General features: G+C 71.7%; 18 protein-coding genes. 5 read left to right on the top strand and 13 right to left on the bottom strand.

The annotated features are described in order from the left end of the window. Window positions 1-231: hypothetical protein (locus tag ABT369_RS49580; protein ID WP_350624198.1), on the top strand; the 231-nt coding region annotated here is incomplete at its 5' end. A 615-nt stretch (window positions 232-846) separates the two neighbouring features. Then, complete coding sequence (locus ABT369_RS49575; RefSeq protein ID WP_350624196.1) at window positions 847-2,424, top strand: M4 family metallopeptidase; 1,578 nt, start codon at window positions 847-849, stop codon at window positions 2,422-2,424. A 501-nt stretch (window positions 2,425-2,925) separates the two neighbouring features. Here the strand turns inward: ABT369_RS49575 and ABT369_RS49570 are convergent. After that, entirely contained in the window at window positions 2,926-3,213 is a 288-nt protein-coding gene (locus tag ABT369_RS49570) for a DUF4190 domain-containing protein (protein WP_350624194.1), read from the bottom strand. Between the two features lie 11 nt (window positions 3,214-3,224). Then, window positions 3,225-3,383 carry a hypothetical protein gene (locus ABT369_RS49565; RefSeq protein WP_350624192.1) on the bottom strand — a complete coding sequence of 53 codons (159 nt, stop codon included), beginning with the start codon at window positions 3,381-3,383 and terminating at the stop codon, window positions 3,225-3,227. 87 nt (window positions 3,384-3,470) lie between these two features. Here ABT369_RS49565 and ABT369_RS49560 point away from each other — a divergent pair, with 87 nt between their 5' ends. After that, window positions 3,471-4,103, top strand: a complete 633-nt coding sequence (locus ABT369_RS49560) for a TetR family transcriptional regulator (RefSeq protein ID WP_350624190.1) — start codon at window positions 3,471-3,473, stop codon at window positions 4,101-4,103. 446 nt (window positions 4,104-4,549) lie between these two features. Here ABT369_RS49560 and ABT369_RS49555 read toward each other — a convergent pair whose 3' ends face one another. From ABT369_RS49555 to ABT369_RS49535, 5 genes are all read right to left on the bottom strand, one after another. Beyond that, window positions 4,550-5,461, bottom strand: a complete 912-nt coding sequence (locus ABT369_RS49555; protein WP_350624188.1) for a hypothetical protein — start codon at window positions 5,459-5,461, stop codon at window positions 4,550-4,552. Window positions 5,462-5,600: 139 nt separating this feature from the next. Continuing rightward, window positions 5,601-6,089 (bottom strand): SigE family RNA polymerase sigma factor, encoded by a 489-nt coding sequence (locus tag ABT369_RS49550; RefSeq protein ID WP_350624186.1) that lies wholly within the window; start codon window positions 6,087-6,089, stop codon window positions 5,601-5,603. 397 nt (window positions 6,090-6,486) lie between these two features. After that, complete coding sequence (locus ABT369_RS49545; protein WP_350624184.1) at window positions 6,487-6,840, bottom strand: helix-turn-helix transcriptional regulator; 354 nt, start codon at window positions 6,838-6,840, stop codon at window positions 6,487-6,489. Next, the gene (locus ABT369_RS49540; protein WP_350624182.1) at window positions 6,837-8,606 is read right to left on the bottom strand and encodes a glycoside hydrolase family 76 protein; all 1,770 of its coding nucleotides are present in this window, start codon (window positions 8,604-8,606) and stop codon (window positions 6,837-6,839) included. The genes ABT369_RS49545 and ABT369_RS49540 overlap by 4 nt, the downstream gene beginning before the upstream one ends. A gap of 89 nt (window positions 8,607-8,695) precedes the next feature. Then, window positions 8,696-11,917 carry a glutaminase domain-containing protein gene (locus ABT369_RS49535; RefSeq protein WP_350624180.1) on the bottom strand — a complete coding sequence of 1,074 codons (3,222 nt, stop codon included), beginning with the start codon at window positions 11,915-11,917 and terminating at the stop codon, window positions 8,696-8,698. A gap of 356 nt (window positions 11,918-12,273) precedes the next feature. On the opposite strand from ABT369_RS49535, the gene ABT369_RS49530 reads away from it, so the two are divergent. Further along, window positions 12,274-15,402 (top strand): GH92 family glycosyl hydrolase, encoded by a 3,129-nt coding sequence (locus ABT369_RS49530; protein WP_350624178.1) that lies wholly within the window; start codon window positions 12,274-12,276, stop codon window positions 15,400-15,402. 57 nt (window positions 15,403-15,459) lie between these two features. Here ABT369_RS49530 and ABT369_RS49525 read toward each other — a convergent pair whose 3' ends face one another. The 4 genes from ABT369_RS49525 to ABT369_RS49510 all read right to left on the bottom strand — a co-directional run bounded on the left by ABT369_RS49525 (window position 15,460) and on the right by ABT369_RS49510 (window position 20,264). Beyond that, window positions 15,460-16,293, bottom strand: a complete 834-nt coding sequence (locus ABT369_RS49525; RefSeq protein ID WP_350624176.1) for an alpha/beta fold hydrolase — start codon at window positions 16,291-16,293, stop codon at window positions 15,460-15,462. A 50-nt stretch (window positions 16,294-16,343) separates the two neighbouring features. Next, on the bottom strand, window positions 16,344-16,955 hold the full coding sequence (locus tag ABT369_RS49520) for a ricin-type beta-trefoil lectin domain protein (RefSeq protein ID WP_350624174.1): 612 nt from the start codon (window positions 16,953-16,955) through the stop codon (window positions 16,344-16,346). Continuing rightward, window positions 16,952-19,147 (bottom strand): GH92 family glycosyl hydrolase, encoded by a 2,196-nt coding sequence (locus ABT369_RS49515; RefSeq protein WP_350624172.1) that lies wholly within the window; start codon window positions 19,145-19,147, stop codon window positions 16,952-16,954. The genes ABT369_RS49520 and ABT369_RS49515 overlap by 4 nt, the downstream gene beginning before the upstream one ends. Before the next feature lie 127 nt (window positions 19,148-19,274). Next, window positions 19,275-20,264, bottom strand: coding sequence for a methyltransferase (locus ABT369_RS49510; RefSeq protein WP_350624170.1), 990 nt, complete (start codon window positions 20,262-20,264; stop codon window positions 19,275-19,277). Window positions 20,265-20,523: 259 nt separating this feature from the next. Here ABT369_RS49510 and ABT369_RS49505 point away from each other — a divergent pair, with 259 nt between their 5' ends. After that, window positions 20,524-21,468, top strand: a complete 945-nt coding sequence (locus ABT369_RS49505; RefSeq protein ID WP_350624168.1) for a patatin-like phospholipase family protein — start codon at window positions 20,524-20,526, stop codon at window positions 21,466-21,468. 63 nt (window positions 21,469-21,531) lie between these two features. Here the strand turns inward: ABT369_RS49505 and ABT369_RS49500 are convergent, their stop codons facing one another. Further along, a complete protein-coding gene (locus tag ABT369_RS49500) occupies window positions 21,532-21,987 on the bottom strand; it encodes a helix-turn-helix transcriptional regulator (protein ID WP_350624166.1) in 456 nt (151 codons plus the stop codon). Window positions 21,988-21,991: 4 nt separating this feature from the next. Then, window positions 21,992-23,503 carry a DUF4419 domain-containing protein gene (locus ABT369_RS49495; RefSeq protein ID WP_350624164.1) on the bottom strand — a complete coding sequence of 504 codons (1,512 nt, stop codon included), beginning with the start codon at window positions 23,501-23,503 and terminating at the stop codon, window positions 21,992-21,994. Between the last annotated feature and the right edge of the window lie 12 nt (window positions 23,504-23,515).

Raw genomic sequence — 23,515 nt, 5'->3', positions numbered from 1 at the left:
CACGTCGAGTACGACGCGCCGGCGGCCGTGCACTACGAGTCGGACGACTACACGAACTACTCGCACGACGCGACCTCGGACGACCACGTCTTCGCGGCCGAGGGCAGCGAGAACGCCCACCAGGCCAACTTCAACGAGCTCGACCAGCTCGAGCAGAGCTTCGGCAAGTCGTTCGTCGACGGCACCGAGTTCCACGCCGGTGGCGGCCAGTTCGGCGTCGCGGCCAACTAAGCACGACGACGGCTACCCCTGGCTCAAGGCCGGTCACCACTGGTGGCCGGCCTTCGCCATGCTCTGGCGTTCCCGTCCGTTCTCGTCCGTGCGCTGCTTCGCGCTTTCCGCGACGCGCGCGATTCGCGCGTACACCTGGACTCTCCTTCCCTGCCCCTCATGCCCTCCTTCACGGCCCATCCCGCCCTCGATCGCGGCCCTGACGCCCCCGTTCGCGGCTCCTTCCGTCCTTGTCAGCGGCCCTGACGCCCCCGTTCGCGGCTCCTCCGCCCTCGATCGCGGCCCTGACGCCCCCGTTCGCGGCTCCTTCCGCCCTTGTCAGCGGCCCCTTCCGCCCTCATGCCCAGCCCCTCACGGCCCCTCGCGTCCTTGTTCGCAGTGCCCCACGCCATCTTTCGCACGTGTGCCTCACGCACGCTCTTTGCGGCCGCGCCTCGGGAGTTTCGGAGGGGTTGCTCGGATTAACTAGCGGCTTTGTGCCAGCGTCCGACGCGCGACCGACTTGATCGGCTTCCAGCAAGTAGGAATACCCACATGTCAACTGCTCGTCGATTACTGATAACACTCACCGCCTCGGCGGTCGTCCTTGCCGGCTGTAACGACGCACCCAAGTCCGTGAACGTCGCGGCGGAAGGCTCCCCGAGCGCCGAATCGGACACCGTCGAGGTGGACGCTTCGGCGACCCCGGAAGCCGAGCCGCCCGCGGCCGCCCCGGTACGCAAGGCCCTCGACACCCACCTGGCCGATGTGAAGGCCGCACCCGAGGACACCTTCGGCTACTTCGCGTTCCGGCCCGACACCGACGGAACCAAGCACGTTCGGTACACGCGCACTTACCATGGGCTTCCGGTGTACGGCGGAGACGTCATCGTGCATCTCGGGGCCGACGGACAGTACAAGGGCAGCTCCAACGGGATCCTCGCGCCGCTCAAGGTCGACACCGCGCCGAAGGTCTCGGCCGCGGACGCCGCCGCGAAGGCCCGGGAGCGGTTCACCGGCAAGATCGCCCAGCTGCAGGGTCAGAAGCTGCTCGTCGAGGCCTCCACCGGCGCCGGGCGGCTCGCCTGGGAGAGCCTTGTCGTCGGTACGGCCAAGGACGGCCGCACCCCGTCACGGCTGCACGTGCTCACGGACGCGCACTCCGGGGCCGTGATCGGGCAGTGGGACGAGATCGAGACGATCGCGGGGACCGGGCACAGCCTCTACAGCGGGCAGGTGAGTCTCGAGACGCAGAAGTTCGGCAACCAGTACCGGATGATCGACACGACCCGCGGGCGCGCCTCAGTGTGCGACATGAAACACCAGGAGAGCGGGCCGTGCACCCAGATCAGCGACGCCGACAACACGTGGGGTGACGGCAAGGCCGACGACCCGCAGAGCGCCGCGGTCGACGTCGCCTATGGCGCTCAGGTCACGTACGACTACTACCTGAAGTCCTTCGGGCGTAAGGGCGTGGCGAACAACGGCCGCGGGGTCGTGTCCCGCGTGCACGTGGGCGACGGCCTGGAGAACGCGTACTGGGACGGCAAGCAGATGAACTACGGCGACGGCCGGGACAACGCGCACCCGATCGTCGAGCTCGACGTCGCCGCCCACGAGATGACGCACGGGGTCACCCAGCACAGCGTGCCGAACGACCTCACCTACGCCGGCGAGTCCGGCGGGCTCAACGAGGCCACGAGCGACATCTTCGGCACGATGGTCGAGTTCTACGCCAACAACCCGGCCGACCCCGGTGACTACGACATCGCGGAGAGCATCGATCTCAACGGCAACGGGACGCCGCTGCGGTACATGTACGATCCGCCACGAGACGGCTACTCCCACGGCTGCTGGTCGGCGACCACGAAGGACGTGGACGTGCACTACTCCTCGGGCGTGGCCAACCACTTCTTCTTCGATCTGGCCGAGGGCACGGGCAAGACGAAGTACGGCACCAGCCCCGTCTGCGGCAACGCCGGCCCGGTGACGGGCATCGGCCGCGAGAAGGCGGCCGCGATCTGGTACCGGGCACTGGACGTGTACTTCACGTCGAGCACCTCGTACGTCAACGACGCCAACCCCGGCAACACCGCTCGCGCGTACACGCTCGCGGCGGCCTCGGACCTCTACGGTCAGTGCGGAGCCGAGTACAAGGCCGTGCAGCGCGCCTGGACGGCGGTCAACGTGGCCGGCGCGGACGCGGCCTGCTGAGTTCTGACGGCAAGGTTTCCCGCCGCACGCCCCGGAGTTTCACGCTCCGCGACGGGGGCGTGCAGCGGGTTTCTTCCGCTCGCACCAACACGCAGACGCCGTCGGCACCCAAAGCGCGGAGTTCCCGCCGCACGCCGCCAGCCCCAGACCCGAGACTGACCAGGAGCGCCGTCACCCGGGAGCGCATCTTGACGTGCTCAGGCCGGGACCCGCTCATCTTGACGCATGCCGACCCGCTCATCTTGACGCATGCCCCGGGGTGCACCCGTTCCTCACGCTCGCACCGGGCGATCCGCGCGTATTCGCCGCACCACCGACAGTGAAGCCGCTCGTTCATCCGCACGCATCTTTGCGCCGACGCCGCGATGCACATGTCTCCGCACGGAGCGTCACAGGGAACCGGCCACGCCGGGACGTGTAGCGTCACACGGCATCGGTCACGCTGGGACGTAGCGTCACACGGCATCGGTCACGCTGGGACGTAGCGTCACACGGCATCGGTCACGCCGGGACGTGTAGCAGGTCTCCGGTTCGCGCCCGGGCGGCGACGAGCACGGCCAGCACCACCAGGTCGGCGAGGCCCAGGACGACCCCGAGCGCGGCGAACCCGCGGCCGGCGCGCCCGTTCGACGGCCGGCGCAGCGCCCACAGCCCGAGCACCACCGCGAACGGCCCGAACACGACATTGAAGAAGAACAGGCCGGCTACACCGAGTACCAGCGAGGCCACGATCCGGTCATCCGGCCGGCGTCGCTTCACCTCCGGCGCCGTCGCGCTCTGCTCGGTCACGGCCAGTCCCTTCATCGGTCACGCAGCCGGCGGAGCGGCCACCGCCGGGCGACCAAGAGTACGGCGCCCGCGAGCGCGACGCCGACCAGCAGGAGCAGCGGGTGCCCGGTGAGCGCGGCCGGTCCGACGACGAGCAGCGCGACGAGCACCGCGGCAATGAGCAAAGCCATCGGTCACTCCATTTCAGTGGACAGTTGTTCACTCAGTTGCGAGCCTAGGTGCACGTCGATTCGGTGCACAGGTGTTTACTGAGTGACGTGCCCCATACCCGCGTCGAACAGAAGGCCCACACCCGTCAGGCATTACTCGACACCGCTCTGCGGCTGCTCGAGGACCGCAGCCTGGACAGCCTCGGCCTGCGCGAGCTCACCCGCGAGGTCGGCATCGTGCCTACCGCCTTCTACCGACACTTCCCCGACGTCGCGAGCCTGGGCGTGGCGCTGGTCGAGCAGTGCCTGGGTGGCCTGCGCACGGCGGTACGCGCGGTCCGGGACGGCATCGCCGACAGTGACGCCGTCATCAGCCGATCGCTGTCCGTGCTCGTCGCCCAGCTGCACGAGCGCCGGGAGCACTTCCGGTTCATCGCGCGGGAGCGGCACGGTGGGGTCGCCCCCGTTCGCCGCGCGATCCGCGAGCAGCTCGACCTATCGGCCGCGGAGCTGGCCACGGACCTGCTGACCCGCCGTCTCCCGCACGTCACGGCGCTGGAGCGCTGGGAGGCGCAGGACGTGCGGATGCTGGCCACGCTGATCGTCGACCACGTGGTGCAGACCGCCGCCGCCCTGCTGGAGCTGCCCCCTGGCGACGAGGCCGCCGCGTCCGACACAATCGACATGGCCGACCGCCAGCTACGCCTGATCGCCCTGGGCAGCCGCCACTGGCCGGGCTGAATTACCTGGACAGACACCGCCGACCCGGACTGAATCACCCGAACAGGCGCCGCAGCTCGGGCTGAATCACCTGGGCAGGCGCCGCCGAGCCGGGCTGACGCCCGGGCAGGGCGCCGCGGCTCGGCTGAATTATCGGATTACCGAATTATTGGATTACCGACGCCGCTAATCCGGTAACTCGATGCTGGCCGGACTCACAAGCCGGCCCAGCGCGGGCGGGACCCACAAGCCGGCCCAGCGGACGCCAGGCTCATGGGCCAGCCCAGCGCAGGCGGGACCCACAAGCCGGCCCAGCGCAGGCCAGACTCACAAGCCGGCCCAGCGCGGGCGGGACCCACAAGCCGACGCAGCGGACGCCAGGCTCATGGGCCAGCCCAGCGCAGGCGGGACCCACAAGCCGGCTCAGCGCGGGCGGGACCCACAAGCCGGCTCAGCGCAGGCCAGGCTTATGGGCCGGCCCAGCGCAGGCCCTCGGCGATCCGGATGAGCTCCTCCTCCGACGGGCGCGGATCGCCGTCGCCGATAATCGTCACGTTGCGGCCGTGGAATCCGTGGACGGACAGGGTCGGGCCGACCGTGATGTACGCCGGAAGTCCCTGGATGTCGCGGACCCGCATCGGCGAGTGCTCGCTCGGCAGGACGGCCGGGCTGCGGGCGGGGACCGGCATGGACAGTGCGACCACGAAGTCCGGAATCCGGCCGCCTTGGCCGGTCAGGTAGATGCCGCCGCTGCTGTCGACGCCCGCCGCATAGTAGTGCTCGGGAATGTAGGTGGGGACGACCGCGGCGCGCAGGACCAAAGTGCCGTCGTCGCGCAGGCCGGCCGCGGCGCGCAGGGCGTCGCGCTGGAGATCCTGCGGGGGTAGGGGATTCATGGCACCGCCGTACGTCAGGCGGGCGGTGCGGCCCGACGGCAGGGTCCAGCTCACTGCGGCGACGCGGTCATCCGCCGTGTACCGGGCCGGGGCGCCGTTGACGGTCGTCTCCGTCCACTTCGTCTCGTCGGCTCCCGTGAGCTGGTCGAGGGTCGCCTGCAGGAACGGGCCGCCGACGAGGTTGCCGTAGGTGACGGACTCGCCGGCGCTTCCCGCCGAGTAGGCGGCGTCGGCCGGGACCGCGTCGGGCAGCCAGGCCAGTCTGATGTGGACTGTCGCGGTTGGAGGGTCGGCGACCGGCGCTTCCGCACGCGGTACGACCAGAAACAGGGCGACCGCGGCCACGGCCGCGAGCCCGGCGGACACCAGCCGGCGACGGCGACGGCGGCGGATGCCGACGCGGACGCCGGCCATGACCGCCGCGGGGTCGGGGAGGTGCCGCTCCTCGTCGAGGAGGGCGTCGGTGAGCGGGTGCGCGTTCAACGCATCGCCTCCAGGTCAGCGGTGCCCAAGCGCAGCACGGCGAGCGCCCGGGCCTCGGCGAAACGGACAACGCCCAGCACGGCGAGGGCCCGTGAGGGGACGAAACAGACGGCGCCCGGCACGGCGAGCGGGTGCGCGTTCAACGCATCGCCTCCAGGTCAGCGGTGTCCAAGCGCAGCGCGGCGAGGGCCCGCGCGTGGGCGGAACGGACGGTGCCCGGCGCGCAGCCGAGGACCTCCGCGGTCTCCGTCTCGCCGAGGCCCTCGTAGTAGCGCAGGACGAGCACGGCACGCTGGCGGTGCGGCAGAGCCGCGAGGCGGGCCAGCACCGCGGCGCGCGTGGCCGCGTGCTCGGCGTGGTCGGGCACGGTCAGCACGTCGGGGCCGCGCCGCTGCCACAGTTCCGCCCGCCGCACGACGCGGCGGCGCCAGGAAAGGTACTGGCTGGTGACGATCTTCTTCACATAGAGCTCGGGCCGCGCCATCCCGTCGATGCGCGACCAGCGGCCGTGGGCGATGACCAGCGCGTCCTGCACCACGTCCTGCGCCAGCTCGCGGTCGCCGGCCAGCACGGCGGCGAAGCGCAGCAACGCGGGCAGCCGCGCGTGCACGAACTCGTCGAACGTCATGACTCTCTCAACGCCGCGAAGCGCCCGGATCACTCCGTCGGTCCATGCTGGAACGTGCGCGCGGCCGGGGTCGGCATCCGGCCCCGGCCGCGTGGATGGTCCGCACTGGCGCCCAATCCAAAGACTCCGCACTGACGCCCAAACCAAAGACTCCGCACTGACGCCCAAACCAAAGACTCCGCACTGGCGCCCAAACCAAGGACAAGGCTCAGTCGGGCCGGCGCTTGGGCATCTCCCAGCGCATGACGAGCTCAGCCCGCCCGTTCTCGGTACGGCGCGTGGACCAGGCGGCCTTGGGCTTACGGGAGTCGCGGTCGATCGACATGACAGCACCTTTCATGAGGGTGCTGTCATTGTCTCGTTAACCTCCGGTTCAACTCGTTCACCTAATTGACACTCAACCCGCCAGGCGGTGCAGGAGCAACCGCTGCTGGCGGGCGTACGCGCGCTGCCCCAGCTGCCGCAGCTGCTCACGGCTGCGAGTCCCGCGCAGGTAGTGGTCCAGCGGCTCCGGCGCGTCGCCCAGCGGCTCCTCGACGTTCGGCAGCACCGCGTGCGCCGCCAGCCGATACGCCCCCGCACGGCCCGGCACCGCCTCGATCGGCAGGCCCGCCGCGGTCAGCAGGTCGATGTCGAGGTAGATGGTGCGCACGTCCACGCCGAAGCGGCAGGACAGCGCCGCCGCCGAGACCCACGGGCGCGACCGCAGCTGGAGCAGGATGCCGACGTGCCGGGCGTGACGCGCGCTCACGAGGCCACCAGCAGGGCCGACAGGGCGCTCGCCTGGGTGCGCCAGTCCGGCGGCGACGGGGGCGCGGCCCAGCGGCTGCCGATGCGGTTCAGGGAGTCTCGGGTCGACCACAGGCTGTTGGCCTGGGTGTCGGCGAAGGTCTGGAACTGGCCGGCTTCGGCGAGGTACCGCATGAACACGCCCTTGAATTGTTTCTGGTTGTCGTCGCAGGACTGACCGGGGTCGCAGGACTCGGTCAGGATGCCGTTGCGCACCAGGCCGGAACCGAGTGCGGCGGTGCCCAGGCGGCGCGCCGCGTCCTGGTAGGCCGTGTTGCCCGTGGCCCGGTAGAGCTCCATCGCGGCGCCGATGGCCAGGCCCTGGTTGTAGGTCCACACCGTCTGGCCGTTGTTGGCGCAGGCCGACGTCAGGCCGTCGTTGACCAGGTTCGAGCTGTTGATCATTCCGCTGTTCTGGAACCAGGCCCAGCCGGTCGTCGCCTTGTTGAGCCAGGCGGCGTCTCCGGCGATGCGGTTGTGCAGGGCCGCGGTCAGGCGCAGGTACAGCCCGATCGTGACCGCGTTCTTGTAGGTCCGCTCGCGGTCCCACCACACGCCGCCGCCGCACGTCGAGGTGTCCCAGAAGCCGGCGACGTAGTTGGCGATCGTCACGGCCTCGTTCAGGTACGCCTGGTCGTGCGTCAGGTCGTAGGCGTCGACCCAGGTCAGGCCCCACCAGGCGGTGTCGTCGATCGAGCGGCTGATGAAGTGGCCGTCGACCGGGTCGCTGGAGCGGGCGCCGGCCGGGAAGGCGACCCGGTTGACGTCGAAGGTGCGCTTCACCGCCCACGTGTAGGTCTGGTCGCCGGTGCGGCGGATGTACTGGATGACCGTGCTGAGCGCGACCGCCGAGTTCCACCAGCTGGACGGGTACCAGGCGGGGTACGGGTCGTAGGAGTACATGAGGGCGTCGGCCGCGGCCCGCAGGCGAGCCGAGGACGGGCGGGCCCAGGCCGTGCACGCGCCGTTCTGGCCCTCGACCGCCCGGCCGCAGGCGCGGATCGCCCCGCCGTAGAGCAGCGAGGTGAGGTCGGTGACGTTGAAGCGGTTCGTGCGGCCACTGGTGGTACGACCCAATGACGAGCCACCCGGCCAGCTGGCTCCGGCGTCGAAGGAGCGGTCCAGCCACACCTCGTCGCCGGCCCGGTTGTTCGTGATCGCGCCCCAGGCCATGCCGGCCGCGTCGATGTGCAGCGCGATGGTCCGGCCGCTCAGCGTCACCGAGCGGACCGGGTCGGCGTCGGTTCCGCCGCTCGCGTTGTCGCAGGTCGCGTTGCAGACGGACGCGTGCACCCAGCCGGTGCAGGCCACGCCGTGCGCGTCGCCGCAGGCGCGGATCATGCCGCGGCGGTGGTGCGACGGGTCGGCGAGGTTGTACATGAGGGTCCGGGTGCCGGTCCACGTGGCCGGGATGGACGCCTTGCCGAGCAGGCCGTCCCAGGTCGCGCCGCCGTCGAAGGTGCGGTCGAGCCAGACCGACTCGCCCTCGGTGCCGGCGTCGATCGAGCCCCACGCCATGCCGTCGAGGTCGGACAGGTGCAGCACGATCCGGCGGTTGTTGATGAGCAGCGTGCCGACCGGGAAGGTCTCCTGGCGAGCCTGGGACGGGTCGCGGGTGTCGCAGTACTGGGCACAGACGGTGGTCGCCGCCTGTGCGGGTGCGGGTGCGACGGCCAGGCCGGCGACGAGCAGCAGCAGGACGGCGAGCGTTCGGTGGATGGCGGCCACGATAAACTTCCTTTACAGAAAGCGCTCTCACACGTTGTACGTCGGTGCTCAGCCCCCGGTCAACAGGCAGAGTCGCTGCCAGATGCGGCTCAGGCGATCGCTCGGACGTCGGCGTCCGTCAATGCCCTGGTCCAGACCTTCACCTGGTCGATGCGGCCGGGGAAGTGGTCGGCGTCGCCGCCGTTCCACTTGCCCCGGCCGATCGTGAACGCCCCGCCCGCACCCCACGCCGGACCCGCGGCGGCATCCGCCACGAGCACCCCATCGACGTAGAGCCGCAGCCGGCCGGCGGACGCATCGCGCACCCCCACGAGATGCGTCCACCCGTCGGCCCGCGGCGGGAACGGCGACACCGCCCGGGTCGCCGCGGCGTTCGCGGTGTCGGCGGCGACCATCGCGAACGCCCACGCGTTGTCCGCCGCCGAGTACTGCAGATAGAAGCCGCTCGCCTGCACGCCGTCCTGGCCCGCCACCGTGGCGAAGTTCGACGTCGCCGCGAGCTGGACCCACGCCGAGACGGAGAAGCTCGCCGCGGTGTCCACCAGCCGGGCCGCGGCCGCGAAGCCGGTGCTGCCGTTGAGCACCAGCGCGTTGCCGCTGAAGCCGCCGCCGCCGAGCGCCGCGCCGCCACTGAGGGTCAGGGACGCGTCGGCGGCGTCGAAGGAGTACGCCGCGACCTGGCTCGTGGCCAGGCCCGCGGCGGCGGCGATCGTGGCGGCCGGCAGCGCGTGGTCGTAGGTGCGCACGTCCTCGACGGTGCCGGCGAAGGCGTCGGCCGCGGCCCCGTTCCACCGGCCCCGGCCGATGACGAGCGAACCGGAGGCCGGCCAGCCGGAGGCGTACGCCACCTGCCCCTGGAGCACCCCGTCGACGTAGAGCCGCAGCTGCCCGGCCTCGGCGTCATAGACCCCGGCGAGGTGCACGGCCACGTTGAGCGCGGGGGCGGCCGAGGACAGGGCCCGGGTCGAGCCGGTGCCGTCGGCGTCGGCGGCGGTCATCGCGAACGCCCACCGCGCGTCGGTGCCCGAGTACTGCAGGTAGAACCCGCTCACCCGGGAACCGTCCTGGCTGACCGCGGTCCGGAACCCGCTGAGGTCGGAGGGCTTGACCCGGGCCATGACCGTGAACGAGTTGTCGGTGCGCACCACCGGGAGTTCGGACGCGGCCGGCGTGCCCAGCGGCCATGACCCGGTCAGGCCGTTCAGCGTGGGCCGCAACGCCAGCAGGGCGAGGATCCCGCCGATGACCGGCCGCGCGGTGAAGCCGTTCTGGTTGCCGGAGTCGGTGTCGTGCCAGTCCGAGAACGGCACGCGCGACGGGGTCGTGTTCGCGAAGGTGTACGCCTTGCCGATGAGCATGTCCCGGGCCGCGCTCTGCCCCGTGAGGAACGCCGCGGTCCACAGCTCCCAGTCGACCTTCGTGTACGTGTGCCGCGGGTCGAGCGGCACCCCGTAGGCGTGCTGGTTCTGCAGGTACCAGCTCGCCTCCTCGGCCGCGATGGCCGGCGGCACGAGATTGGTCCCCGCGACCCGGTCGGCGAAGCCGTTGTACTTCAGGCTCCACGTCGAGTCCGCGCCGTCGTACGTCAGCTTCAGGTGACTGCGCGCCCCGTTCTGCGCCATGGACGCCCACTGCGCGATGTACTGCCGCGCGGTCGCCGCGTAGGTCGAGGACTGCCCGGCCCGGCGCGCGATGTCGGCCATCGCCCCGATGCCCACGATCCCCTTGAGGGCCAGGTTCACGCTGTGCGCGATGAACCCGGTGAAGTCGTCGGTCTGGTTCTGGTTGCCCGGGTCCGGCAGGTTCGCCACGAGGTAGTCGGCCCAGCTCTTGAGCTTCGCGTAGTGGGCCGCCGCGTACGCGCTCGCCTTCGCCGCGGGCATGCGCCGCAGCAGCGCGGCGACCATGATGAGCATGTTCGCCGACTCCTCGACCGGCATGTCCTCCTCGTCCTGGCCGATGCGGCCGAAGGCGTTGGGGTACACGCCGAGGTCGTGCGGGGCGAACGGCTTGTCGAAGCCCTGTACCTCGGTGTAGTCGAACAGCGGGGCCAGCAGCAGCTCCAGCCAGCGCGGGCTGAGCATCAGATAGGCGGGGAACGCCGGGTACATGACGTCGACGGTGCTGAAGTCGCCGTTGGAGGAGATCTCCTTCAGCATCACCCAGGGCGAGCCGCCGCGGTTGACCACCTCGGTGGCGCCGAACGCCTGGCGCACCGCGAGCGCGCAGAGGGCGGCGTACTGCTCCCCCGCCGGCGAGGCGCCGACGGCCTGCTGCGCCCAGGCGCCGACCTGCGCGTCGAGGGCGGCGCCGAGGGCCCGGGCCGTGTCGCGGTCGGCCCGGAACCAGGCGAGCATGTCCGGCCAGGCGGCCCACTGGGTGCGCCACCACGGGTCGAGCTGGGCGCCGAGGTAGGACACGGCGGGCGTGCGCACGTGGCCGATGACGAAGACGACCGGGCCGCTGCCGGCCGGCCCGACGGCGCCGAGGGCCCGGTTGAACGCGAATACCGGCCAGCTCGCATTGATCGCGCGGGGCTGGTTGGTGTCGGCGGTGTTGGGCAGCGTCCCCGCGTTCGCGGCCTGAGCCCGCACCGTGGCGTCGGCGCCGGTCTGCCAGGTCAGTCCGGTGACGTCGTCGGTGGCGAAGACGACGGTGCCCCACGAGGCCTGGTCGCCGACCTCGGCCAGGACCGACGGCGCGGACGGCTGGAAGGTGTGCACGCGCTGGGTGCCGGCGGTCTGGGTGGCCCATGAGATCTGCTTGGAGCGGTCGCCGTGGGCCCACTCGCCGGACACGTCGACGTAGAGGCTCACCTGGTGCGTGCCCGAGTCCGCGGAGGTGGCGGTGATGCTCAGGTACGACATCGGCACCGACTGCCGGCGCAGGCCGGCCGGATCGACCGGGGAGAAGAACTCGACCTCGAGGCGCACCGGGCCCGCCGTGATGGTGAACGTCGAGCGGGTCGCGGTGACCACGAGGCCGGTCTGGCTCGCCAGGGGCCAGCCGCCGGACGGGGCGCCCATGAAGACGTACGGCTGGCCGTCCACGCGCACGATGCCGGTGATCGCGGTGACCGCGCCGGCCCAGAACGTCGGCCAGTTGCCGGGGAGGGTGTCGGCGCGCAGCCAGGTCGACAGGTAGGGCGAGCGCACGGCGAGCGGGGTGGCCGGCGGGCGGATCGGGCTGAAGGTGGTGGCGGCGTGGGCGTCCCCGGCGAGCAGCAGCGGGCCGAGCGCCGAGCCTGCGATCCCGCCGAGGGCGGCCAGGCGGAACAGGTCCCGGCGAGTGGGGTGCAATGGCGGGTTCACGTGACGTAGCAAACATTTTCCGATGGAATGTGTCAACGAAACTCATGAATTTTCATCGGTACTTGTTCGAAGTTGTTGACTTCGCGCAACGTCCACGAGACTTCTGCCAATCATTTACAGACGAGAATCCCTCACAACCCCGCCCGGCATCGGCCGCCTCCGATCCGTCGCCGACCCCCGGCGGCCCGACGGACGACGGGTCCGAGCGATGACGGAGTGTTTCGAGGTATTTGCGGTGGGTGATGGGGTTCTGACCAGCGCACGTATTGACAAATGTTGACCAAACGCGGATCAGGGACTATGAATGTCCATCGAGAGCGCTCTCCCGTCCTCACCGCCACCGAACGGGAGACACCATGCCCCGATCCCGCAAGGTCGACCGGCTGCTCGCCGGCGCGGGAGCCGCCCTGCTGGGCAGCACCCTCGCCGTCGTGCAGTTCGCGGCCCCCGCCCAGGCCGCCGACCTCAACCTGACCCAATACGTGAACCCGCTGATCGGCACGGACGACTCCAACTCGCCCAACCCGGTCGGCGGTGGCGCGGGCGGCAGCACCTTCCCGGGTGCCACCGTCCCGTTCGGCATGCTCCAGTTCAGCCCGGACACGCCGACCGCGTCGCCGTCGGGGTACCGCGACAAGGACCGCACCATCGAGGAGTTCAGCCTCACCCACTTCAACGGCGCGGGCTGCTCCAACAACGAGGACCTCGGCCTGCTGCCGGTCACCGGCGCGCTCGGCTCCTCCCCCGGCACCGCGTGGACCAGCTACGCCTCGGCGTACACCAAAACCAACGAGGTCGCCCAGGCCGGCTACTACAAGAACCGGCTGGACAAGTACTCCACGAACGTCGAGGTCACCTCGACCACCCGCACCGGCGTCATGCGCCTGCAGTTCCCGTCGAACACGCAGTCCCGGCTGCTCATCAACACCAGCCGGAGCGCCACGGGCAACCGCAGCGGCAGCGTCAACATCTCCGGCAGCACGATGACCGGTAGCACCACGGCCGGCGGCTTCTGCGGCTCGTCGAAGACCTACCCGATCTACTTCTCGATGAAGTTCGACCGGGCCCCGGCGTCGTTCGGCACCTGGAACGGCTCGACGATCAGCAACGGCTCCGCGAGCACCTCCGGCGTCAACACCGGCGGCTTCGTCACGTGGGACACGACCTCCAACGCGAACGTCAACGTCCAGATCGGCGTCTCGTTCGTGAGCGTCGCCAACGCCACGGCGAACCTCAACGCCGAGACCGCGACCTTCGACACCGCGCGGACCAACGCCGACAACGCCTGGAACACCGCGCTCAACCGCATCCAGGCGACCGGCGGCAGCGCCACCGACCTGCAGAAGTTCTACACCGCGCTGTACCACGTGCTGGTCAACCCGAACATCTCCAGCGATGTGAACGGCCAGTACCGCGGCTTCGACAACGCGATCCACACCGCGACGCACAACGTGTACCAGAACTACTCGGGCTGGGACATCTACCGCTCGTGGGCCGCGCTCGTCGCCTTCATCGCGCCCGACGTCACCAGCGACATCATGAAGTCGATGGTCCTCGACGGCCAGCAGGGCGGCCTGCTGCCCAAGTGGTCGCAGCAGACCAACGAGGACTTCGTCATGACCGGCGACCCCGGCCCGATCATCGTCGACAGCGCCTACCAGTTCGGTGCGCGCAACTTCGACACGGCGGCCGCGCTGCAGCTGATGAAGAACGCCATCGCCGGTCAGGGCGCGCAGGGCTCGCCGATCCGCGGGCGTGAGGCGGAGTACGAGTCCAAGAAGTACATCCCGGGCGCCCCGTCGGACTCGATGGAGTACTCGGCGTCGGACTTCGCCGTGGCCCAGTTCGCCAAGGCGCTCGGGGACACCGCGACGTACAACTCGGCGATGACCCGCGCCCAGTACTGGCGCAACACGTTCAACACCGAGTCGAGCTTCATCCACCCGCGCAACAGCGACGGCACCTGGCCGTGGCCGCTCAACCCGGCCCAGGAGAGCCCGTTCACCGAGGGCAACGCGGCGCAGTACACCTGGATGGTGCCCTACAACTTCGCCGGGCTCATCAACCTCATGGGTGGCCCGCAGACCGCCAAGCAGCGCCTCGACCACCACTTCACCGAGCTCAACGCCGGCCTGTCGCGCCCGTACTTCTACCTCGGCAACGAGCCGGAGCACGGCGTGCCGTGGGCGTACAACTTCGCGCAGTACCCGGCCGGCACCTCCTCGGCGGTGCGGCGCGTCATGACCGAGCAGTTCACCACCGGCGCCGGCGGCCTGCCCGGCAACGACGACCTCGGCGCGACCTCGGCGTGGTACATCTGGTCCGCGATGGGCATGTACCCGGCCACGCCGGGCGCCGACACGCTCGCCATCCACGGCCCGTCGTTCCCGTCGATCCTCATCCAGCGCTCGGCCGGCAACATCCAGATCAACGGCGGCAGCGCGTCCTCGCAGTACGTGCAGAGCCTGACCCTCAACGGTTCCGCGGTGGCCAACAACTACCTGCGCTACCCGGACCTGGCCGCGGGCGGCACGCTGAACTACACGATGGGCACCGGCCCGTCCTCGTGGGGCACCGGCGCGGGCAACGTCCCGCCGTCCTTCACCGACGGCGCGACCCAGCCGGCCACCCCGCCGAACCTGGGCACCAACCTCGCCCAGGGCAAGACCGCCACGGGCTCGGCCACCTGCGCCGCGGCCGAGTCGGCCGACAAGGCCGTCGACGGCAGCCTGATGAACAACAGCAAGTTCTGCACCTCCGCGGCGACCAAGTTCCTCCAGGTCGACCTCGGCTCCAACCAGTCCGTCGGCTCGGTCGTGCTCAAGCACGCCGGCCTCGGGGCCGAGAACACCGGCTGGAACACCGGCGCGTTCACCATCTCCACCAGCACGGACGGCACGACCTGGAGCCAGGCCGCCACGGTCTCCGGCAACCGGTCCAGCCGCACCCTGCACCAGTTCACGGCGCGGACCGCCCGCTACGTGAAGGTGGACATCTCCACGCCCGCCAACGACGGCAACGGCGCGGCGCGCATCTACGAGTTCGAGGTCTACGGCGCCGCGACCGGCGGCAACCTCCTGCTCAACAAGGCCGCCACCGCCGACTCCTCCTGCGCCTCGACCGAGGGCCCGGACAAGGCGGTCAACGGCAGCGTCTCCGGCGGCAACTCCGACAAGTGGTGCTCGCTGGGCACGAACAAGTTCCTCCAGGTCGACATGGGCGCCGCCAACCACCTGAGCTCGATCGTCGTGCGCCACGCGGGCGCCGGCGGCGAGTCGGCGTCGTGGGACACCCGCGACTTCGACCTGCAGGTGTCCAGCGACGGCAGCACCTGGACGACGGTGGCCTCGCCCCGCGGCAACACCGCGGACGTGACCACGAGCGCGGTGAACGTGACCGGCCGGTACGTCCGGCTGAACATCATCACCCCGACCCAGACGACCGACACGGCGGCCCGCATCTACGAGATCGAGGCGTACGCGTAGCGGTTGTGCACAAAAAAAGGGGGCGGCCGTCGCGGCCGCCCCCCTTTCGCTGCGATGTCACAGGTTGCCGGCCAGCCATTCCAGTGCGGCGTCGCCCTGGCGCATCGCCGTGATGTGGCCGGTCTCGGGGATGAGGCGCAACTCGGCCCCCTTGACGTGCTCGGCGAGCCAGGCGCTGTGCGCGGCGGGGACCATGCGGTCGCCGGCGCCGTGGATGAGCAGCACCGGGCGGTCGACCGCCTCCGGCTCGAACCCCCACGGTCCCACGTTGGCGAGATCGTCGTCGATGAGCCCGCCCGGCCCCGTCAGCAGCGCGGCCGGCACGATGTCGTCGAACCAGGCCCAGTCGGTTTGCAGCGCCTCCCAGTCGACGGGCAGGAACCCGATGTCCTCCTCGCCGGTGGCCGCCGCCAGGTGCGCCGCCTTGGCCTCGCGCCCGCCGAGCGCCGCGCGCAGCGACCCGGCGGCCCCGTCGGCCATCCCGTCGAACCAGCGGTCGGTGAACCGCTCGTACGGCGCCAGTCCGGAGATCGCGGCTGCCGCGATCACCCGGTCCGGCAGCAGCGCGGCGCAGGCGAGCGCGTGCGCGGCCCCGCTGGAGTGCCCCATGACCACGAACCGCTCGACCCCGGCCGCCTCGGCGACGGCGGCGACATCGGCGGCCACGGACCCGATCCCGCGCCCGGGGCTCGGCGTCGAGGCGCCGTACCCGGGCCGGTTGTGCGACAGCCACCGCAGCCCGAGCCGCTCGGCGGTCTCGAAGAGCGGCGCGGGCGGCTCGCCGATGTTGGGGGTGCCGTGGTGCCAGTAGACGACCGGGCCGTCGCCGCCGGAGTCGTACGCGTGCAGCAGGCGACCGTCGGCCAGCTCGACCCCGAATTCCGTGACCACGGTCCCGAGCCTAGCGGCCCGGCCCTGGTGCGGGCCGGGCCGGGCTCGGTTCAGGAGGGGATGGCGACCCGCTGGGCGTTGGTGGCGTTGCAGTCCCACAGTTGCAGCTGGGTGCCGTTGGCCGTGCTGCTCGACGGGTCGTCCAGGCACCGCCCCGACTGCGGGTTGCGCAGCGCCTGGGTCGCGGATACGAAGGCCCACTGCTGCGCGCCGGTGCCGTTGCAGTCGTACAGCTGCAGCTTGGACCCGTTGGTGGTGCCGGAGTTCGCCACGTCGAGGCACTTGCCGAGCGCGCGCACGGTCCCGTCGCCGGGGACCGTCCACTGCTGGGCCCCGGTGCCGTTGCAGCCCCAGATCTGGATCTTCGTGCCGTTGGCGGTGCCCGAGTTGCTCACGTCCAGGCACTTGTCGAGCTGGACCAGGGTCACCGGGCCGGTGCCGGTCCGGTCCGGCGGCCGGTTGGCGGTCGCCGTGCCCCACGCGGACGGCGCGGAGCCCATGGTCAGCGAGAGGGTGCCGCCGGTGCGGACGAACGACTCCGGCAGCCAGGAGCGGCTCAGGTCCGCGCCGTCGAGGCGGGCCGACTGGACGTACTGGTTGGCGTCCGTGGTGGCCGGGGCGTCGACGGTGAGGACGACCCCGTTGTCGCGGGTCACCTTCACGCCCGGGAACAGCGGGCTGCCGACGAGCAGCTCGGCGCGCCCGACGACCGGGGGAAGACGCCGATGGCGGCGAAGACGTACCAGGCCGACATGGTGCCGAGGTCGTCGTTGCCGGGCAGGCCGCTGGGGCCGGTGCCGTAGACGGTGTCGACGATCTCGCGGGTCGTCGCCTGGGTCTTCGCCGGCTGCCCGAACGCGTTGTACAGCCACGGGGCGTGCAGGCCGGGCTCGTTGCCCGGGTCGTAGCGCAGCGCGTTGCCGCCCTTGACCGCCCGGTTGCCGGCGTCGTCGTGGAAGAACGCGTCGAGGCGCTGCGCGGCGGGCGCGGTGCCGCCCATGGCCTGGGCCAGCCCGGTGGCGTTCTGCGGGACCATCCACGTGTAGGTCGCGGAGCTGCCCTGGGCGAACCCGACGTCGGTCGAGGGCGAGAACCCGCCGGCCCAGCTGCCGTCGGCGTTGCGGGCCTGCTGGTAGCCGCCGGACGCGGTCGCCTGGGGGTTGAAGGTGTTGCGCCAGTAGTTCGCGCGGGCGGACATGGCGGCCTGCTCGGCGGTGCGGCCCTGGCGCTGGGCCCACATGGCGAGGGAGAAGTCGGCGAGCGAGTTCTCCAGGGTCTCGGCGGCGCCGCCCCAGCAGTGGCAGGCGTTCTGCGGGGCGTAGTGCGAGGCGAGGTACTGGTTGAGGGCGGGGCGCTGGCCGGTGCACTGGCCGGGGCAGCCGCCGTCGTTGAGCGCGTCGGCGTTCTGGACGGTCGCCTGGCGGTACAGGGAGGCGTAGGCGCCGGCGGTGTCGAAGTGGTCGGCGCCCATCGCGACGAACGTGGCCAGCGTCGGGGCGGCCGGGTCGCCGGTCATCACGTGGGTCGCCCCGTTGTTGTGCAGCCAGCGGTCCCAGATGCCGTTGTGCTGCTGCGCGAACTGGTACATCGACTGCGCGTAGTCCCCGGCGACGGCCGGTTTGAGCAGCGCGAGGAGCTGGATCTGGGCGCGGTACTGGTCCCAGCCGGAGAAGGTGCCGTACTGCGCGCCCTGCCCCGCGGTGATGCTGTGCACGGCCATGTCGCTGCCGAGGTACCGGCCGTCCACATCGGACACCAGGTTCGGCTGCAGGAGGCTGTGGTACAGCGCGGTGTAGAACGTGGTCCGCTGGGCGGTGCTGCCGCCTGTCACCTGCACGGCCGAGAGCTCTCGCTTCCAGTCGTCGTAGGCCTGCGCGGCGACCGTCGCGACGTCCACGCCCGCGGCGAGCTCCGTGTCGCGGTTGCGCTCGGCGCCGGCCAGGCTGACGTAGGAGATGCCGACCCGCATCCGCACGTCGCTGCCCGGCGCGAAGCCGACCCAGCCGCCGGAGCCACGGCCCGCGCGGTCGGCGCCGGTCGCGTACCCCTCGCCGCCGGTGGCCCGGGTGCCGCCCGGGGTCAGGGTGCCGTTGACCCAGGTGCCGGTCGAGGCGATCGGGGTGTCGAAGCGGGCGGAGAAGTACAGCCGGTAGTAGGTCTTGCGGTTGTTGGTGCCGCCGTTGGCCCGCCGCCCGCAGAACGCGCCGGTCAGCACCGAGCCGGTGACCGTGCGGTTCGCGGCGTCGATGGAGATCTCGGCGTCCTCGCTGCCGTTGAGCGAGTTCGACGTGCGGAAGAGCAGGTTCGCCGGGCGGCCGGCCGGGAACGTGAACTGCCCGACCCCGGCGCGGGCGGTGACGGCGAGGTCGGAGCGGACGCCGTCTGCGAGCTTCACCGTGTAGCGGCCCGGCCTGGCGCTCTCGTCGGCGTGGCTGAAGTTGGTGGCGAACTTCGCGTCGGTACTGTCGGCGCTCGGCGAGGAGTCCACAGTGGACGAGAACGGCAGGATCGGCACGTCGCCCGCGGCGCCGGGGTTGCAGCCCGCGCCGTTGAGATGGGTCAGGCTGAGCCCGCGGATCCGGGTGACGTCGTACTGGTAGCCGTTCGCGGCCCCGGTGCTGGTCTGGTCGCCGCGGGTGCTGGTCGGGCTCCAGGACAGCATGCCGTACGGCCGCACCGCCCCCGGCCACGTGTTGCCGTCGTGCGCCGAGCCGATGAACGGGTCCACGAACGCGGCCGGGTCGGTGACGACGTCGGCGGCCGCCGGTGCGGCGGGCGCGGCGGCCAGGCCGGCGCCGGTGACGACGACCACGGCGAGCGCTCCCAACAGCCTCTTGCGTTGCGATTGAGCCATGACTATCCGTCGACCTCCGATACATCGATCAGCGTGACGACGGCACCATATCTGTCAAGCATTGACGAAAGCTGACCGGTCCCGGTCCACCGGGTGGCCCGGACGACACCGCGCCTCCCCTCGGCCGTCAGGCGGGTGCGGCGCGGCGGAGGGCGAGCAGGGACCGCGTGCCGGCCGGGGTCACGTCGGCGACCGCCAGGCCCGCCGCGGCCGCGAGGTCGCCCAGGCGGTCCAGGGTGCGCTCGCGGCCGTTGAAGTAGCACAGCATCCGCAGGTCGCCCTCGGTGTCGAAGGCTTCGCCGATGTGGTCGCAGATCAGGACCGTCCCCGTGTCGCCGGCCGCGTCGGCGCAGCGCCGCAGGATGCGCGCGGCGTCCTCGTCCGGCCAGTCGTGCAGGACGCCGGACAGGACGTAGCCGCCGGCCCCGGGCGGGAGCTCGTCGAAGAAGCTGCCCGGCGCGACGCCGGCCCGGTCGGCCAGGCCCGCCGCGGCGATCGCGTGCTCGGCGCGGGCCACGGCGCCGGGCAGGTCGACCACGGTGCCGCGCAGGCCGGGATGGGCCCGCAGGATCGCGATCAGCAGGCTGCCGTCGCCGCCGCCCACGTCGACCACGTGGCCGAGCAGGGCCCACGGGTAGGCGGCGGCGACCTCGGGCGCGTCCGTCGTCAGCCGCGAGCTCATCAGGCCGTCGAACTGGGCCTGCCGCGCCGGGTCGGCGGCCAGGTCCTCCCAGAACGGGCGGCCGAAGCGGCGCTCGAACACCGCCTCGCCGGTGCGCACGGTGTGCAGCATGTCGGCGAAGCACAGGTCGGCGCGGCCGACCGAGCCCTCCAGGTCCAGCCAGGCGCGCTGGCCCCCCGGGTGGTCGTCGCGCAGCTGGTCGCCGAGGGCCGTGAGGGCGTAGCCGGACTCGGTGCGCGCCACGACGCCGGCGGTGACCAGGTGGCCGAGCAGCCGGCCGAGCGCGTCGGGGTCGGCGCCGGCCGCCTCGGCCAGCGCGTCGGGGGTGGTCGTGCCGGCGGCGATGTGGTCGGCCAGGCGCAGCGTCGCCGCGACCCGGATCGCCATCGGGGTGGCCAGGTCGGCCGCCGCCCAGATGCTGCGCTCCTCGCTCATGCCCCGAGCCTGTCGGTCCGGGCACCGCGATGTCAACGACCCTGGTACTCCTGCGCGGCCGCGCCCCCTGAGCGGCACTCGCACCTGCTAGCATGTGACCCGAGTTGGTTCAGGAGCGCCGTCGCGGCGCACGATCTGAGGAGGTGAGTCCGATTTTCGTTCACAGTCGGGTGCTCACCACCACGCGGCGGAGCCGGTAGCTCCACCGTCGTCGGTCCTCGGGCACCCGCATCTCGGATGCCTTGAAAGGGACCACGACATGTCGCAATCTCACGAATCCCACAACCTCGCCCTGGTGCTCGGCGCCGGTGGGGGCGCCGGCCAGGCCTGGGTGATCGGCGTCGTCGCCGGCCTCGCCGAAGCCGGCGTCGACCTGACCGAGTCCGCCGATCTGGTGATCGGCACCTCCTCCGGCGCCACCGCGGCGGCGTGGGTGCGCAGCGGTATCCCGGCGGCCGACCTGTTCGCCTCGATACTCGCCGAGCCGACCGGACAACGCCCCGCCGGACAGCGCCCAGCCGGACCGCACCGGGAACGGCCCGCATCGCAGCCGCCGACCGCGGTGTTCGAGCGGATGCGGGCCATCAGCGCCGCCGCCACCTCGGCCGCCGACCTGCAACGGGCGATGGGCGCGTTCGGGCTGGAGGGTGACGGCATCCTCGACCCCGCGCTGGCCGTGCAGCGCCGCGCACAGGTCGCCGCCCGGCTGCCCCGCCCGGACTGGCCGGACCGGCCGATGGTCCTGGTGGCCCTCGACGCGCACACCGGCGAGCTGGTCACGCTCGACCGTGACTCCGGCGTCGACCTCGCCGACGCGGTCACCGCGGCCACCGCGCTGCCCGGTGTGGTCCCCACGCCGAACATCAACGGAAGGCGCTACATCAACGGTGGCGTGCGCTCCGCCGACAACGCCGACCTCGCCGCGGGCTATGCGAACGTCGTGGTGGTCGCGCCGTTCAGCGTGCGCGACGCGCCCCTGGCGGACGGCCAGTTCGAGGGCCTGCGCCGGTTTCCGGGGACGGAGCTGAACGACCAGGTCGAGCAGCTCCGCGAGCAGGGCAGCCACGTCGAGGTGATCGCACCGGACGCCGACTCCCGGGCCGCGATGGGCGTCAACCAGATGGATCCGGCGACCCGGATCCCCTCCGCCCGCGCGGGCTTCGCCCAAGGCCGGCGCGAAGGGGCCCGCCTGACGTTGCGCTAGTCCCGAGACGCGATTCGGGGCCGCGGGTGCACCCCCGCGGCCCCGAATGCCGTGCCTCGTCGCTCAGGACATGCCGTCGACGACCGACCTGGAGACGCCGGTCTGCGCGGCCACCGTGGTGGTCCTGGTGAGGGTGTCGCCCGCGTCGGCGGTGGTGTCCGCCCGCTGCCCATCTTCTGGGACGCCCTCCATCTCGGAGGCGGCGTTGTTCACGACGCTCTCGGCGGCCAGCACGGCCGCGGTGCGGGTGCTGCCGCGGCCCGACCCCGGGGGCGGGATCGGTGAGCGCTGGGGCGTGAGGTTGGCGAAGCGCAGGAGGTCCTGGGTGCGCTCGATGCGGCGGCGGCTGAGGTACGCGCCCGGGGTGACCCCGAACTCCCGCACGAAGTGCGACTTCGACATGAGCGCGGCGGCCGCCATGTCCTCGAGCCGCAGCCCGGCGTCGGTGAACTCCCGGTCGATGAGGTCCCGGGCCCGGCGCAGATGCACGGCGGCGTCTTCCCGGCGTTGGGCGGCCATCGGCCTACCGCTGCTTCAGCAGGTCGGCAAGGCGGCCGGTCACCAGGTGGGCGATGTCGCCGCCGGAGTCCATGGCCGCGTCCAGCAGCATCGGCAGCGAGGTGCCCAGCACCGGCACGTCCGCCGGGTCGTCGGCCAGGTAGAGGGCGGTGTACGCCCCGATCTGCTCGGAGTGCAGCCGCCGGCACACGATCCAGTGCACGCGCTGCGCGTCTATATCGGCCGCCGAGGCCAGCCATCGGCCGTCGGGCAGCTCGATCAGCGTCATCATCTCGTCGACGCCCCGGAGCCCCTGGATGTGGGTCCGGGCGGCGGCCGGGATCAGGCGCCAGGCGCCGTCGAACAGCGTGGCCGAGCCGACCCGGCCGTACAGCGCCAGCACCTCCGCCGGCACGAACTCGGCCCCGCTGTCCGATTCGGCCGCCGGCGGCGTGGTGGGGTGCTCGCGCACGAGGCGGTCGAACACCGCGTCGAACTCGAAGGGGGCCTCGGCCACGTACCAGCCGGCGATCGGGCGCAGTGCGCCGTCGTCGTCCTGGGCGACGCCGACGAGCCCGCCGTGCAGCGCGATCGCGTAGTTGTCGCCGGAGGACTGATCGTTGACATTGACGATGATGCGGGACAGCGTGGCGGGGACCCGCTTGCTGGTGATGCCCGGGCCCTCGTAGGCGGCGCGCGGGGCCGGGGTCACGTCGCGGGGCTCGCCGATGGGCAGCTCCAACATCGGGTTCGGCCGGTCGGTGCGGGCGCCGGTGAGGTACGGATAGAAGCGCGTGATCCAACCTGTGATCTTGTCGCCGCCATAGGCGTCGGCGGGGTTGTAGATGCGCCGCCAGAAGTCGGCGTCCGGGGTGCCGGCCGCGGCGCGGACGAACTCGTCGGCGATCGGGGCCAGGGAGCGGCACCACTGCTCCAGGCCGAATCTCTCGATCCCGTCGACGCGCGCCCGGATGCGTTGCCAGTCCTCGACGGTACCGTCCAGCGTCACCGACGGGATGCCGCAGACGGCCAGGGACAACAGCGTGAAGTACGGCGAGTAGGCGTCCAGCAGCACGATCCGCCCGACCGTGCGCTCCACGTCCGTGCTCGTCGAGAAGTCGCACGCGAACAGCTCGTCGTCGTCGACCTCCGCGGCCAGCAGCTTCCCGAACGACTCGGTCAGGTCCGCCCACCCGTCGGCGTCCCGCGGCAATTCCCCGTCGACGGTGATCGTGAGCCGCTTACGGCCCTCGTGCCGGACCAGCCGCGGCCGCAACTCCTCGGCGTGCAGCCGAATGTGCTGGGCGACGCCCTGGGCGATCGTCAGCCACACCGCGTCCGGCGTCAGGACCAGCGGCCGGTGCTCGGCGAATGCCCGCGCGACCGCGCCGAGCAGCGGGTGCACCCCGTCCGGCTCCAGCACCGCCCGCAGCGGGTCCCCGCCGAACGCGAACGCCTCGGGGAACAGCCCACCGGCCGGTCGTGTCGGCAGCGGGCCGGCCGCGGGCGTGACGTCGTCGACCGCGAAGCTCACCATGCCCGGGACCCT

It is taken from the genome of Dactylosporangium sp. NPDC000244, from assembly GCF_040300725.1.
Taxonomy (GTDB): domain Bacteria; phylum Actinomycetota; class Actinomycetes; order Mycobacteriales; family Micromonosporaceae; genus Dactylosporangium.
The sequence above is the reverse complement of the archived record's forward strand: the minus strand, read 5'-3'. Positions and strand labels throughout refer to the sequence as shown.

Coding starts and splice junctions, on each gene's coding strand:
- ABT369_RS49565 (WP_350624192.1), bottom strand. CDS start 3,383: ATGGCTTTGCTCATTGCCGCGGTGCTCGTCGCGCTGCTCGTCGTCGGA.
- ABT369_RS49550 (WP_350624186.1), bottom strand. CDS start 6,089: ATGACGTTCGACGAGTTCGTGCACGCGCGGCTGCCCGCGTTGCTGCGC.
- ABT369_RS49530 (WP_350624178.1), top strand. CDS start 12,274: ATGCCCCGATCCCGCAAGGTCGACCGGCTGCTCGCCGGCGCGGGAGCC.
- ABT369_RS49515 (WP_350624172.1), bottom strand. CDS start 19,147: ATGGCTCAATCGCAACGCAAGAGGCTGTTGGGAGCGCTCGCCGTGGTC.
- ABT369_RS49510 (WP_350624170.1), bottom strand. CDS start 20,264: ATGAGCGAGGAGCGCAGCATCTGGGCGGCGGCCGACCTGGCCACCCCG.
- ABT369_RS49505 (WP_350624168.1), top strand. CDS start 20,524: ATGTCGCAATCTCACGAATCCCACAACCTCGCCCTGGTGCTCGGCGCC.
- ABT369_RS49500 (WP_350624166.1), bottom strand. CDS start 21,987: ATGGCCGCCCAACGCCGGGAAGACGCCGCCGTGCATCTGCGCCGGGCC.
- ABT369_RS49495 (WP_350624164.1), bottom strand. CDS start 23,503: ATGGTGAGCTTCGCGGTCGACGACGTCACGCCCGCGGCCGGCCCGCTG.